This is a genomic window from Limnothrix sp. HT2024, from assembly GCF_059138625.1.
Map to the genome: position 1 here is coordinate 4,112,789 of NZ_CM181121.1, position 13,905 is coordinate 4,126,693.

A 13,905-nucleotide genomic window follows, 5' to 3' on the forward strand; every position below is an offset into this window, starting at 1 on the left:
TTGGCTAGGTAATGACCCAGCGCAAATGACCCAGCGCAAATGACCCAGCGCAAATGACCCAGCGCAAATGACCCAGCGCAAATGGTTCAGCCCAGTCGATCGGGGTTTTCGAGATCTGGTCTGGGATCTCGAATTTGCGATTTCTTCTCTAGGCGGGAATTCCAAACACCTGGGGCACAAAGCTGCCATGCAGACCATAAGGAACATGGTGCTTGAGTTTCAACCGAGCCACCAGGGACAGATCCTGAGCCGCCAGGATGATCAGATCGGAGGCGTGGCGCTCGGCATTGTAGGCCAGCAGCAACACCCAACCATCATCCTCTTGGGTGGCTTGGGGATTAGGGACAAACAGCGGTTCACCGCCAAAAACCCGCGCGCCCAGGTCAAACAGGGCCCGATCGCCCGTTTGCAAATCCAATTTCAACACCGCTTGCAGGGGTGCATTGCCTTGGGGCGATCGGGCTGCCCCGATGTATAGATAGCGATGTTCATGGCCCACGGCGTGGGGGTGCAGGCTGGGAAATTCACAGCAACGACTTTCGATGCAGCGCGATTGCACTACATCGGTGGTCAAGTCCATTTCAAACCGCCAAAGTTGTCCCTCTGGCAGGCTGCCAAAATCAACCGATCGAAAGTCTGCACCCGGCTCCAGGGTTGGGAACGAGTCATAGCAAACGGAATCGATCGTGATTTGTTGACCATCGGAGCTTTCAAAGGCGTTGCCGTGGTGAAACACAAAGCAAGGCGGCACATCCAGCACGCGCACCGCCTGGCTTGGATCCCGAGGAATCAGCAGGGCCCGAGTGGGTTGTTTGGGGTCAAATTCCAGGCATTGCCCCGCCCCTTTGAACCCCAGCATGAAAGGCAGCGGATTGAATTTGACGGGATTTTGGAAAAAGATGCACCAATGGGGAGTGATGGCGAAATCATGCAAAAAGGCGAATCCCGGCACGCTGCGGGTTTGGCGGCTGGCGAGTTTTCCCGCTTCGTCTAATTCATAGATTGTGATGTTGGTGGAAAGGCCGGGCTTCACGGCAAAGTTCACGAAGCGCCGATCGCCCGCCGAGTTGGGACTCATGGCCCAGCGGTTGGCTCCGGTGTCTGTTTCGGCCGCGCCGGGAACCGTGCCAGGATCAATGCGGGCATGGGCGGCGAAGGCATCGCCGGGCTTCAGCAGGCCATCGATCGAATCCAGCCCGATCGTCTCCAGGGTTTCTGGATCCAAACGGTGGGGTTCAGCCGCTTCCCACAGGGCCCAGAGTCGATCGGCCCAATACATCACATGGGTGTTGGCAATATTTTTAATCTTCAGATCCAACAAATTCGCCAGCCAACCGCCGGCCTTTTGCGTGCCAAACACGCCGCGATAGAGAATTTTGCCGGCGGCCTGTTCGGCCAAATAGCCTTCGGTGCGCACAAACCGATTGCGAAAATGGGCGCGGCCGTTTTGGAAGGTAATTTGGCAAATCATCCCATCCCCATCAAAGGGATGTCCGATCGGCTCGCCAGCCACATCCAGCAGGCCGGGGCCATTGCGAAACAGCGTGCCGGTGAGGTTGTGGGGAATTTCCCCTTCAATGTCATCAATCCAGGTCTCAAATTCTTGGGGTTGAGATTCATAGCCCCGCTGCCAGTCCGCGAGACTATAGGACACTGGTTTTGATGAGGTTTTCGTTTCAAGGCTTTGCATGGATCGCGATCAAATCGAGTTGGGTGGCGGTTGCAAAAGACCCGATCGGGCGACCAATTTCGGAGCGATCGCGGCCCATGGGTGACCGCAATGCACAATTACAATGCACAATCACCCAGGGCGATCGTTCCAATGCCCAATCCGTCAGGCTTGCTTCTCTAGTCTAATGGTCTGTCTTGTCTGGAACCGCGCAGAACCGGCAATTCTCGGGCAATTAACCCCTATTGGTGCAAATCGCGATCAAATAAATTTTGTTGCAGGTCAAAATTGATCTTGTAGGCATTCCAGATGTTTATTAAAGATTTTTAGGTGTTTTTTTGTTTCCTTTGCTTGGTCTTTGTCTTGATCTAATTATTCAAATTCAACCATTTTGATTTGATTTTGATTTGATTTTTATCAATTTATTTTCATGAGCTTTTATGAGTTTTGATAATCAGATTTTAATCATACAGCCCTTACCTCGCTTAATAAGTACAGCAGACTGTAGGGTGAGCAATGCCCACCGACTAACAGCTTCGTATCATCTGCGATCTGACGTACCAATCGTTTGAGGTAAAGGCTGTAAACTAGATTAAATTAGTCAATTTTCAAAAACAATCAAGGCAATGATTAAGTTGTTTTTTGATTTAGCAAATGACTTCGATCATGAATCTTAGTCGATACCGTTCAGCATTTGGTGCTGATCTTTTAGATAGCTATGGGCAGGGGGTGAGTTAGTTATCATCCTTGGGGATCGTTGCGATCGCCCATGACAATTATTCATCCCCAGTATTTATTGATTGATCAATCTTTTTGGGGTCTTTTTGGGGTTTCCGGGATTTGTCCCAACTTTCCTGATTCTTAGCAATCATTTGGAGAGCAGAGACCACAATTCCTGAACCTAAAAATCAGGGAGCAAAGTGGCTGTCCTTCAGGTTTGAGCTTCAAGAAACATCAGCCGCTTTGGCCCTGATAGAAAAGACAATAGCCTCTTCATCAAGCAAGGGTTGCAGGGCAGTAACCCAAACCAGCAATAAATTGCTTGCAGAATTCCTCTATTTCTTCCTTGTCCGGGCGACCGTGGGAAATGACGGCTACCTGATGACGTTCCATGACGGAAATAGGAGATTGACCCAATTCAAGACTCCAGAGCACAACTTTGAGCTGCGGCGAGGGCAAGTAAGGCGAGCCTAATTCTTGCAAAAAGGCTTGTAAATCGAGATGAGCTTTGGAAATGAGCGGCGAAAACAACTTGAGACGCAAAATCCATCCGTCAATCTGATGGAGAACGGTGACAAATTGCAGGGAGGAGCGCCAGGAGGTGCTGACATGCTCGATCGCTCGGAGCGTTAGACTGGCGTTGGCGAAGCGGTAGAGGTATTCCATGGCCCGAGCTTGGATTTCCAAGCGATCGATACATTTAATATTCTCTCAAGATTTACGTTTCTTGACTTAAAATCTTAAGCGATTCTTACAAAACGTGACTATTCCCTTTTTATGGGATACATCAACGACCTAGATCGATCGCTGGATGGCTATCACTACGAGCTACCCAATGATCGAATTGCCCAAAATCCGCGAGAACCCCGCGATCGATCGCGATTGCTGGTGGCCACCTCGCCCCACGAGATTGTGCACCAACAGTTTTGCGATTTGCCGGAATTCTTAAGACCCGGCGATCTGTTGGTGATGAATGATTCTTCCGTGATTCCAGCTCGGCTCCATGGCCACAAGGCCAGCGGAGCGGCGGTGGAAGTGCTGTTGCTGGAAGCGAGATCGCCCGATCGCTGGCTGGCCCTGGTGCGGCCCGGCAAGCGACTGCTGGTGGGAACTCAAATTGAATTTGACCCACCGCCTGGCGCGGCGCAGACAAACCCGGCAGCCCCCAGGCTATCTGCTGAAGTGGTGGCCGTTGACCGGAACACGGGGGGCCGCCTGCTGCGATTTCAGTTGCCGCCAGGGGTCAACTCCCTGCTAGAAATTCTGGATGCTTGGGGCGAAATGCCGCTGCCGCCCTACATTACCGATTCGGCGGCCCCACCCGATCGCTACCAAACGGTTTATGCTCGCGATCCCGGCTCGGCGGCGGCTCCCACGGCCGGCCTGCACTTCACCCCGGAATTACTCGATCGCCTGAGTGCCGCTGGTGTAGGGCGGGCTTTCGTGACGCTGCATGTGGGCGTGGGAACGTTTCGGCCCGTGGCCAGCCCAGACATCACCGCCCACAAAATGCATGAGGAATGGGCCCTGCTGTCGGAGGAGGTGGCCGAAAAAATTCGGACAACTCGGGCCAATGGCGGTCGGGTGTTTGCGGTGGGCACAACGGCGGTGCGAACCCTGGAGTCCGCCGCCCGCCATGGCCAAGTGGAAGCGTTTTGCGGCAAAACAGATCTGTTTATTTATCCCGGCTATCAATGGCGGGTGGTGGATGGTCTGATCACCAATTTCCACTTACCCCGATCGAGCTTGATGATGCTGGTGGGGGCTTTCGTGGGGCGGGCCCGTCTCTTGGAGCTATACCAGGCCGCCTTGGATGCGCCAGCGGATCCCTACCCCGATCGCTACCGGTTCTATTCCTTTGGAGATGCAATGTTGCTGCTGCCGGATGCTTGCATCGCCCCCCGTTTCGAGAGAAAGGAATAATCAGCGGTAGACTGGTGGCAAGACCAGTCCAGATTCGGCAGCCATCTCCTCATTCCATTCCAATCTCTGCCTGAGCCGGTTTTTCTCCAACGCCCTGTCAATTCGTTTGTTTTCCCATTCCTTGTAAACCTAGGGATTCCCGGCCAAAATCTCCTTCCAAATCCCTAGGCACATCAAAATCTCAGGCCCAAATCTTCAGGAAAGTGGGTTGCAAATCCATCAGGATTCGCCCCCGTACTCCTTGGAAAGATCCAGAGAATCCAGCGCATAACTTACCGGATCGCCACTGATCGCCACACACCATGCCATCGCTTCTTTTAAATAGCCTGCCTGCAACTGAGAGGAGGGTTTCAACGGCCCGGGCGATCGCCCAACTCAGGGATAGACGGCTGGTACAAAACGTAATAGAATCCAGCTCGACTGTCACCGGTACAGTCATTTTTGGCGAAGCAACTTCAGTTCCTGACCTTGTGGGGGCTTAAAACGTGGGTCTTTTTAATGGCTTCTCCTTGTCTCGGGATATGGGCATCGACCTCGGGACGGCCAATACCTTGGTGTATGTGTCCGGCAAGGGCATCGTGCTCCAAGAGCCGTCCGTCGTGGCGATCGATCAAGACAAGCGAGTCCCCCTAGCGGTTGGCGAAGATGCCAAAAAGATGTTGGGTCGAACGCCCGGCAACGTCATGGCCCTGCGGCCCCTGCGTGACGGGGTAATCGCCGACTTCGACACAGCGGAGTTGATGCTGAAGCACTTCATTCGGCGCGTCAACGAAGGCAAAGCCCTGGTGCCGCCCCGGATCGTGATCGGAATTCCGAGCGGCGTGACCGGCGTGGAGCGGCGAGCCGTCATGGAAGCGGCACATCAAGCCGGAGCCAGAGACGTTTACTTGATTGATGAACCGGTCGCAGCGGCGATCGGGGCCGGTCTGCCCGTGGCGGAACCCACCGGCAACATGATCGTAGACATCGGCGGCGGCACAACTGAAGTTGCCGTTCTCAGCTTGCAAGGAACGGTATTGAGCGAATCCGTACGCGTGGCGGGCGATGAACTCAGCGAATCCATCACCCAATACATGAAAAAAGTCCACAACCTCGTCATTGGGGAACGGACGGCGGAAGAAGTCAAAATCCAAATTGGCTCTGCCTACCCCAGCAACGAAGATGACGTGGTGTTGGAAGTGCGCGGACTGCACCTCCTGTCCGGTTTGCCTTGCACCGTTGCCGTCAAACAGGGCGAAGTACGCGAAAGCATGTCGGAGCCGCTGTCGGTGATTGTGGAAGCCGTGAAGCGGACTTTGGAACGAACCCCGCCCGAATTGGCCTCAGACATCATCGATCGGGGGATTATGCTAGCGGGCGGCGGCGCGTTGCTCAAGGGCCTAGACACCCTGATCAGCCATGAGACGGGCATTGTGGTTCACGTGGCTCCCGATCCCCTGAGCTGCGTGGTGCTGGGTACCGGTCGTGTTCTCGAAAACTTCAAACAATTAGAGCGGGTCTTTAGTGGCAGCTCGCGTAATCTCTAAGACCGACTGAAGCACCTGACCTCCGCTAAGGTGGAGGCGCAGTTCAAGCCTGCGTTGCATAGCTTGCCTCTGCGTTGCATCGTTGTTTGAGTTCGGTTTGCATTCAGCCTGAGCCTGCACTGTTCCGCTTTCATGGTTCAGTCTGCACTGCTCAGCCTGCACTGCACCGATCTTGGCTGACCCCGATTCACCGTTTCCTTAACCGGTATCGATTGGCCCTTACCAACCACCGTTCGTCATGGCCAATCACGGGTCGCCCATCTTGGTTAGACGGGAGTAGCCCAGAATGCATCACCGCAAGTCCTGGAGCCAACCCGCCAACAAACCCCCTAGTTTCAGGATTAATCAGCAACTTTCGTGGGCAAGCAAGCCACTCAATTTCTAGAACGGAGCGCTGGTCGTGTATGACGTTCGACGATGGTGGGGGCGCAATTGGCTAAAGGCAGTCCTAGCCGTCGCTGCACTGGGCTTAGCCCTTGGTGTGCGACAGAGCCGGGCCGGTTTTTTGGTGGAAGCCTACCGGGCCTTGACGTTGCCCCTACACCTGGGAGCACCTTCTCAAAGTGACCTCGCGGATGCCCGAGTCCGTGAACTTCAGCAGCGGCTTGAGGAGGTGGAGAGCCGCAATGCTCAGTTGCAAACCCTGCTGAATTACCGTAAAACCCTGCCCGTGGAGGGCATTGCATCGCCCGTCATTGGCCGCAGTGCCGATCGCTGGTGGCAACAAATCACCTTGGGCCGCGGCACAGCCGATGGCATTCAACAGGGGGCGATCGTGATGGCTCCTGGGGGCGTGGTGGGCCGGGTCACGGCGGTGACTCCCCACACCAGCCGGGTGCTTTTGGTTAGCGATCCCGGCAGCCGCATTGGCATCTCGGTGACCAGATCGCGCTATATGGGTTATCTCCGGGGCAAGAGCGATCGCACGGCCACGGTGGAATTTTTTGACAAGTTGCCCGATGTGAAACCAGGCGACGCGATCGTCACCTCTGCCTACAGTCAATTCTTCCCAGCGGGCTTGCCGATCGGGCGCATCGTCGCGATCGACACCAAAAAATCCCTCGCCCCGGAAGCGGTGGTGGAGCTATCCGCTCCCCTGAGCACGTTGGAATGGGTGACAGTCTTGCCCCATAGCCCAGAACTCTTTCAGCAGTTCCAGGAACCCGCCCCCGCAACGCCTAGCGGATCGGGAAACCCCAAGGCTAACCCCAATTCTGGAACCAACCCAGCACCCAAGCCCCCCGCAACACCCCGCGCAGCCACGAACTAACCCACCCTTGATTAGCCCACCATTGATTAGCCCACCATTGATTCGATCGGCATGGTTGCCGTCTAGGCCTTGAACGGAATCAAGCAAAAACCCCAACTACGCGATATTCTCGATCGCTATCCTGTGCTGGTGCAGGTGGCGATTAACGTTGCCGTTTCAGCCGGCTCATTGTTGCTTTGCGCCACCCTCACGCCGCTGCGGTTACCGGGTCTGGAACTGCTGGGGGTGGGCGTTGACTGGCCCCTAATTTGGGTCGTGAGCTGGAGTGTGGGTCGTCCCTGGTGGGTGGCCATCTTCGGCGGTGTGGTGGCGGGCCTGCTTCAGGATGGGATGACGGAGTTTTGGCCCAGCCATGTTTGGGGGCTGGCTCTGGTGGCGCTGCTAACGGCCCGCATCCACCAACGCGCCAACACCACAGCCTGGGTGATGATTCCCCTAACCACCTTTGTTTTGGTGGCGGTTTCAGAAACCACGATGGCGGCCCAATTTGCCTATCTCTACGGTCGCGATGCGGGCGATGTGTGGGCGCTTCATCAAAAGGTCACCCTTTGTTCGGCCATTCTTAGCAGTCTGTGGTCTCCGGTGGTGTCCTGGCCCCTGGGGCGCTGGTGGCGGATGATGGAATCCTTGGGCAATCGTTAAAACCCCAACCTTTTCCCTCAGAATTTCCCCCTCTTTAAGCACCCCCTCTCCAAGCACCCCTTCTACAATCAATCCTAGAAAGCAATCAACCATAGATCCCGGTCTTGCCCCTGCCTGTGTTTATTAGCGTCATCATTCCAACTTATAACCGCTTGCCCATCCTCCAAAAGTGCCTGCTGGCCATGGAGGATCAGCGGTGGCATGGCCCCAACCTGATCGAGGGCTATGAAATCGTGGTGGTGGATGATGGCTCGACGGATGGCACGGTGGCTTGGCTGTCGGAGTCGCGCGATCGCCTGCCCCATGTGCGCTTAATCGAGCAGGATCATGGCGGCCCCGCTGCGGCCCGGAATCGCGGCTTGCGGGCGGCCAAGGGAGATACGATCGTCTTCATTGACAGCGATTTGGTGGTGCTGGAGGATTTTTTGCAGTGCCATGCCCAAGCGCTGACGGCGGCTCAGACCCGATCGGGTAGTGATGCCTATTTCACCTACGGGCGGGTGGTGAACACTTGCAACTTTGACGATCCCACCGCTGAACCCTTCAAGATCACGGATCTTTCCCGTGCGTTTTTTGCGACGGGAAATGTGGCGATCGCGAAACATTGGCTCGATCGCGCGGGGGCCTTTGATGAGCGCTTTACCCTCTATGGCTGGGAAGATTTGGAATTGGGGGTGCGGCTGAAGGCCTTGGGCCTGCGCCTCATTCCCTGTCCGGAAGCCGTGGGCTATCACTGGCATCCTCCCTTCAGCCTCGATGAGATCCCGGGGCTGATTCGGCGGGAAATGGAACGGGGCCGAATGGGCATTGAGTTCTATCGCAAGCACCCCACCTGGAATGTGCGCTTGATGATTCAAATGACCTGGCTGCATGTGGCCCTGTGGGGGTTGCTGTCCTTGGGCGGCCACTTAAACGAGCGCACGCTTCGCCCCCTGTTGCAGTGGTTGATCGATCGGGGTCGGCCGCAACTGGCTCTGGAGGTGGCTCGGGTTTTCCTGAACTGGTACAACGTGCAGGCGGTTTATCGGGCCCGATCGGGCGTGGAAGTTGCCCCCTAACGCCAGAAATTGCCAAGCGGCAAAACCGCAGCGACCAGGGAAATTCGTCTGGAATTCGCCATTTTTTTGGAGTCGGTCTGGATCCGCAAGATCCGCGATCGCCCATATCATAGGAAACGCCCCGTTGAAACCACCCCTTGGGTCAGCTTTCGTCGCGCCATGAGCAACGCCACCCTCCATTCCAAAGTCGCCGTCGGTTTGTCCGGTGGAGTCGATAGTTCAACCACGGCCGTGTTGCTGAAAGAGCAGGGGTTTGAAGTCCTGGGTGTCACCCTTTGGTTGATGCGCGGCAAGGGCCAATGCTGCTCGGAAGGCATGGTGGACGCGGCCCAACTCTGCGAAAAATTGGGCATTACCCACCATGTGGTGGATATTCGCGACACCTTTGAAAGCTACATCATCGATTATTTGGTGGATGGCTACCAAAGCGGCACTACACCGCTACCCTGTTCCCAATGCAACAAGGCGGTGAAGTTTGGCCCCATGTTGCGCTACGCCCGTGAGGAGTTGGGAGCCGATCGCATTGCCACCGGTCACTATGCCCGCACGGCCTACGACCCGGATCAAGGGCGTTATCAATTGCTGCGGGCGCTCGATCGCAACAAGGATCAATCCTATTTCCTCTACGACCTGGATCAGGATGTGTTGGGCGCGGTACTTTTTCCCCTGGGGGAATATGACAAGGCCCAAACCCGAGAATTTGCCCGCAAGTTTGGGCTGCATGTGGCCGACAAGCCCGAAAGCCAAGACCTGTGCCTGATTGAGGCCCATGGTTCCATGCAGGCTTTCCTTGACAAATACATCACCCCCAAGGCGGGCGAGATTGTGGATCTCGATGGCAAGGTGTTGGGCCAACACGAAGGCATTCATCACTACACGATCGGGCAGCGCAAGGGCATTGGCGTTTCAGCGCCGGAACCGCTTTACGTGGTGGCGCTGGATGCGGTGCGCAATCGAGTGGTGGTGGCCACGCGCGATCGGGCCACCCGCCCCAGTTGCACAGTCAGCCGGGTGAATTGGGTGTCGATCGCCCCGCCCAGCACCCCCATTCACGCGGAGGTGCAAATTCGCTACCGATCGCCCGCCGTGCCGGTCACGATCGTGCCCTTAGAGGGGGGAGATCGGGTAAAGCTGGTCTTTGATGAGCCACAATTCAGCGTCACACCGGGTCAAGCGGCCGTTTGGTATCGGGGTGAAGTGTTGCTCGGCGGCGGGATCATCGATCGCTTCGAGGACGCAGCCAGCTAAAGCGCCGGTTAAGCCAGCTTAAGGCTGACTTCAAGCTCAGGCTAACCGCCAGCTAAGAACGGCTGATGGATGTGTTCCAGGATTCCATCTCGCCATTGGTGTCGATCGTCCAAGGCCAGGCGTTAGGATAGCAGGAGTCGCCGTTCCCGATCGAGCTTGATCAGAGCCATGTTGTCCGTGCCGTCTCCCCTTGCCAAAGCCGCGCCCCTGGCCGACTCACGCGACTCCTTCGCCATTACCTTTGCGCCCCTTTCGCTGGACGCGGTATATCGCTTGGCCGATGACCCGGCCAACGGCGCGATCGTGGTGATGAATGGCACCGTGCGCCAGGAAACAGACGGCAAACCCGTGGTGGCTCTGGATTATCAAGCCTACGAACCCATGGCGATCGTCATCTTTCAGCAAATTGCCGCCCAGATTCGCCAGCGCTGGCCCGTGGTGAATCGGGTGGTGATTCACCATCGGATCGGCAAGCTAAAAATTGGCGAAATCAGCGTGCTGGTGGCGATCGGGTCTCCCCATCGATCGGAAGCCTTCGAGGCCTGCCGCTACGCGATCGACCAACTGAAGCACAACGCCCCCATTTGGAAAAAAGAATTTTGGGCCGATGGTTCCAGCAACTGGATCAGCATCGGCGCTTGCGAACAAACCGGCGACTGTTAGGCCACTGCTAGGCGACTGTGAATCGATGATTGGCCGAGCATTGGTCGATGATTGGTCTGTCTTTTGTGGGCTACCGCAATTGCAGAATTTTGATGGTGACGGCCATGCTCTCTTCATACAGCACCTCCCGGCCCCAACGCTGAAGCTGTTGTGCCATCAGCAATTCTGCCTTTTGGTCGGGCAAAGCCGTCACCTGTTCAGTGCGGGCCGATTGGGCACTGCCCCCCGCCTCCATCCGCATACAGCCCGTCATTTCTGAGCAAAGAATCGTGGCGCAGTCCGCATTGGGATTGGTGGAAGCCAAACGCAGCCCAATCAAATCCCCCGGAATTTCACCCACATCGGCCGTGGGAATGGCGGCCAATTCCGCCTGGATCGATCGCCCGTCACCGCGTTCAAAATCCACATATACCAAGTCATAGTCGCCGCCCGTGGCCCGATAGGCGATCGGCTCCCACCCCAGGCGGCTCGCAAACCACCCAAGGAACATCAACGCTTGGGCCGCGCTGCCTTTTTCGTAATCGATCGAGATTCGATCGACCTCTCCCAGCCACATTCGCCGCTCCGGCGGATCAAACGAAGCCGCCGTCAGCTCCTGCCACAGGGACAACCGGTGCCAATTCAAATCAGCAATGTAGGTTTCCTGGTCAATCAGCGACTGAATTTTCAAAAATTCCGCCTCGGGATCGCTGAAGTAAGACGAATCCAAAATCAGGCAATTGGCCGTTTCCGACAGCATTTGGAACAGGCCCTGTTCAGGATTGGGCGTGGCCTTCCACCAGGCAAACTTCGGTAAATCAGGAATCAACAACGACACCACCAAATCGGCAACCCGCTCCAGGGCCTCCTTGGTTCCGCGCAGCGTGATGTATTCGCAGCAAACCAGATTCCGGCTCTTGCTCTTTTGCACAGGGCAATAGGCGGACACTTGGGCAGTTACCCCTTCATCGGGCCCCAGGGTGGGACAAAGGGCAATGATCCGAGAAGGATTTTGCGCCGCGATCGCATCGCTGACGGTGGCCCCGCGCAAATCTAAATTGGGGGAGCGCGTTTGCCCAAAGCTCACGTGGTCTTCGCGCAGGGCCCGCAGGGTATCCATGTCCACGCGCCCGGTCGTCCGAAATCCGTAGGCTGACTGGGCCAGCTTGATGGCGTTGCGGGTGTCGGGGCCATGCAACCCATCGATCGCCCCCTTATAAAACCCCAGGGAACCCAACAATTGCTGAAACTCCTCCGGCTCATAGGCCACCATGCAGAATGTGGCAGCTCTCGTGGCGATCGCCGCATCGCCGGATCCCTGACTCAGCCAAATCTTGTTTAACTCTGCCTCAATTTCCCCGAGCGAAATATCCTTGGGGGTTTGGAGTGTAATCGTTGTGGTCATGGTTTGCCTGCTGAGGGATCTGATTGAAAGATCTGGTTGAGGAATCTGCTTGAGAGCGCTGAACGACCTACGGTTCAGCGCCTGATTTCCGAATTGCCGAGTTGCAACACCTGATTGCTCATCACCTTGTGTTCGGCCTAGAGTCGTCGCCAGTGCCGACCATCACGCTCTAGCAACAACTCCGCCTCTACCGGTTCCCAAGTCCCCGCTTCATAGAGCGGAATCGCCTCCGGCGGCGCAGGCGCATCCCACAACCCCAAAACCGGCGTGAGGGCCCGCCAAGAAGCCTCCACCTCGTCATCGCGCGTAAACAGGGACTGATCACCCAACATACAGTCCATCAGCAGACGACCGTAGGCCTCGCCCTGAGATTGGCCAAAGGCACTTTCATAGCGGAAATCCATATCGACCGATCGAGTCTTCAAGGATGCGCCCGGCATTTTCACCTCAAAGCGCATCGAGATCCCTTCATTCGGCTGAATCCGCATGGCCAAAACATTGGGGTTCGTTTGGCGCGCCGCCGACGGAAACATCAACAGCGGCACTTCCTTGAATTGAATCGCCACTTCGGTCACCTTTTTCGGCATCCGCTTGCCCGTGCGCAGATAGAAGGGCACCCCTTTCCAGCGCCAGTTATCAATACACAGTTTCAGGGCCGCATAGGTGGGCGTGGTGGAAGTGGGGCTGGCCCCGTCCTCTTCGCGGTAGCCCGGAACCGGTTTGCCTCGCATCCAACCGCGACTATATTGGCCCCGAACAGCGCAGAGATCCAGATTTTGCAAGTCTGCGAGCCGGGTTGCTTGCAGCACTTTCACCTTTTCGTTGCGAATGCTGTCGGCATCGAGGGAGTTGGGCGGCTCCATGGCCGTGAGGCAAAACAGTTGCATCAGGTGGTTTTGCACCATGTCCCGCAGGGCCCCGGAGGTTTCGTAGTAACCGGCGCGCCCTTCTAGCCCGACGGTTTCCGCCACGGTGATTTGCACACAGTCCACAAACTGCCGGTTCCAGAGGGGTTCAAAAATGGCGTTGGCAAACCGAAACACCAACAGGTTTTGAACGGTTTCTTTGCCGAGGTAGTGGTCAATCCGATAAACCTGTTTTTCGGAACAGACGGCCTGCACGACGCGGTTGAGCTGTTGGGCGGTGGCCAAGTCGCGGCCAAAGGGTTTTTCAATCACAAGGCGTTGTTTGTCGGGATCGGCGAGCATCCCGGCCGATCCCAGTTGCTGGATCGCTTCCCCAAAAAATTTGGGAGCCACGGACAGGTAAAAAACCCGGTTGCCCCGAGTGCCTCGGAGTTCGTCCAGCTCTGCCAGGAAGGTTTTGAGTTTTTGATAGTCTTCGGGTACGTCAATGTTGGCGGGCCAATAGAACAGGCCTTTAGCAAAGTCTTCCCAAAGGTCGTCGCTTTGGGTTCCGCCGCCAAATTCTTCGATGCCTTCGCGCAGGTGTTCGCGGAAGAAGTCGTGACTCCATTCCCGACGGGCCACACCGACGATGGTGAGTTCGGGGGGCAGTCGCCGCTCTAGTTTCATTTGGTAGAGGGCGGGCACCAGTTTACGCTGGGTGAGGTCACCGGAGGCCCCAAAGATAATCAGGATTTGGGGTTCGGGGATGCGTTCTTGCTGAAGACCAACGCGCAGGGGATTTTCTTGGAAGGTCAGCATTGGGGAAATGGGATCTGAAAGGGGCGATCGAGGCTGAAGATCGAGGCTAAAGATCGAGGCTGAATCAGGAAGGGGGTTGGGCAGGGAAATCGATGATCACGGGCAGCGGAGGGAAGGCCGAGGGTCGATCGCCCA

11 protein-coding genes are annotated in these 13,905 nt (G+C 56.3%); 7 read left to right on the forward strand and 4 right to left on the reverse strand.

Going from position 1 to position 13,905, the window contains the following annotated elements:
• Positions 1–148 precede the first annotated feature (148 nt).
• Positions 149–1,690: a carotenoid oxygenase family protein gene (locus AC2IAX_RS16910; protein WP_494388490.1), complete on the reverse strand. Its 1,542-nt coding sequence runs from the start codon at positions 1,688–1,690 to the stop codon at positions 149–151.
• A gap of 975 nt (positions 1,691–2,665) precedes the next feature.
• Positions 2,666–3,055: a hypothetical protein gene (locus AC2IAX_RS16915; RefSeq protein WP_099533415.1), complete on the reverse strand. Its 390-nt coding sequence runs from the start codon at positions 3,053–3,055 to the stop codon at positions 2,666–2,668.
• A gap of 111 nt (positions 3,056–3,166) precedes the next feature.
• Between AC2IAX_RS16915 and queA the strand changes: the two genes are divergently transcribed.
• From queA to AC2IAX_RS16950, 7 genes are all read left to right on the forward strand, one after another.
• Positions 3,167–4,312: a tRNA preQ1(34) S-adenosylmethionine ribosyltransferase-isomerase QueA gene (gene queA / locus AC2IAX_RS16920; protein WP_494388491.1), complete on the forward strand. Its 1,146-nt coding sequence runs from the start codon at positions 3,167–3,169 to the stop codon at positions 4,310–4,312.
• Between the two features lie 521 nt (positions 4,313–4,833).
• Positions 4,834–5,838, forward strand: a complete 1,005-nt coding sequence (locus AC2IAX_RS16925) for a rod shape-determining protein (protein WP_099533332.1) — start codon at positions 4,834–4,836, stop codon at positions 5,836–5,838.
• 400 nt (positions 5,839–6,238) lie between these two features.
• A complete protein-coding gene (mreC, locus tag AC2IAX_RS16930) occupies positions 6,239–7,108 on the forward strand; it encodes a rod shape-determining protein MreC (RefSeq protein WP_494388492.1) in 870 nt (289 codons plus the stop codon).
• A 69-nt stretch (positions 7,109–7,177) separates the two neighbouring features.
• Positions 7,178–7,750, forward strand: coding sequence for a rod shape-determining protein MreD (mreD, locus tag AC2IAX_RS16935; RefSeq protein WP_494388493.1), 573 nt, complete (start codon positions 7,178–7,180; stop codon positions 7,748–7,750).
• Positions 7,751–7,860: 110 nt separating this feature from the next.
• Positions 7,861–8,808, forward strand: coding sequence for a glycosyltransferase family 2 protein (locus AC2IAX_RS16940; protein ID WP_494390425.1), 948 nt, complete (start codon positions 7,861–7,863; stop codon positions 8,806–8,808).
• A gap of 159 nt (positions 8,809–8,967) precedes the next feature.
• The gene (gene mnmA / locus AC2IAX_RS16945; protein WP_494388494.1) at positions 8,968–10,056 is read left to right on the forward strand and encodes a tRNA 2-thiouridine(34) synthase MnmA; all 1,089 of its coding nucleotides are present in this window, start codon (positions 8,968–8,970) and stop codon (positions 10,054–10,056) included.
• Between the two features lie 168 nt (positions 10,057–10,224).
• Positions 10,225–10,719 carry a molybdenum cofactor biosynthesis protein MoaE gene (locus AC2IAX_RS16950; protein ID WP_494388495.1) on the forward strand — a complete coding sequence of 165 codons (495 nt, stop codon included), beginning with the start codon at positions 10,225–10,227 and terminating at the stop codon, positions 10,717–10,719.
• A 70-nt stretch (positions 10,720–10,789) separates the two neighbouring features.
• Here the strand turns inward: AC2IAX_RS16950 and opcA are convergent, their stop codons facing one another.
• Both opcA and zwf read right to left on the reverse strand, forming a co-directional pair.
• On the reverse strand, positions 10,790–12,103 hold the full coding sequence (gene opcA, locus AC2IAX_RS16955; protein WP_494388496.1) for a glucose-6-phosphate dehydrogenase assembly protein OpcA: 1,314 nt from the start codon (positions 12,101–12,103) through the stop codon (positions 10,790–10,792).
• A gap of 137 nt (positions 12,104–12,240) precedes the next feature.
• Complete coding sequence (zwf, locus tag AC2IAX_RS16960; protein WP_494388497.1) at positions 12,241–13,770, reverse strand: glucose-6-phosphate dehydrogenase; 1,530 nt, start codon at positions 13,768–13,770, stop codon at positions 12,241–12,243.
• Positions 13,771–13,905: the final 135 nt, after the last annotated feature.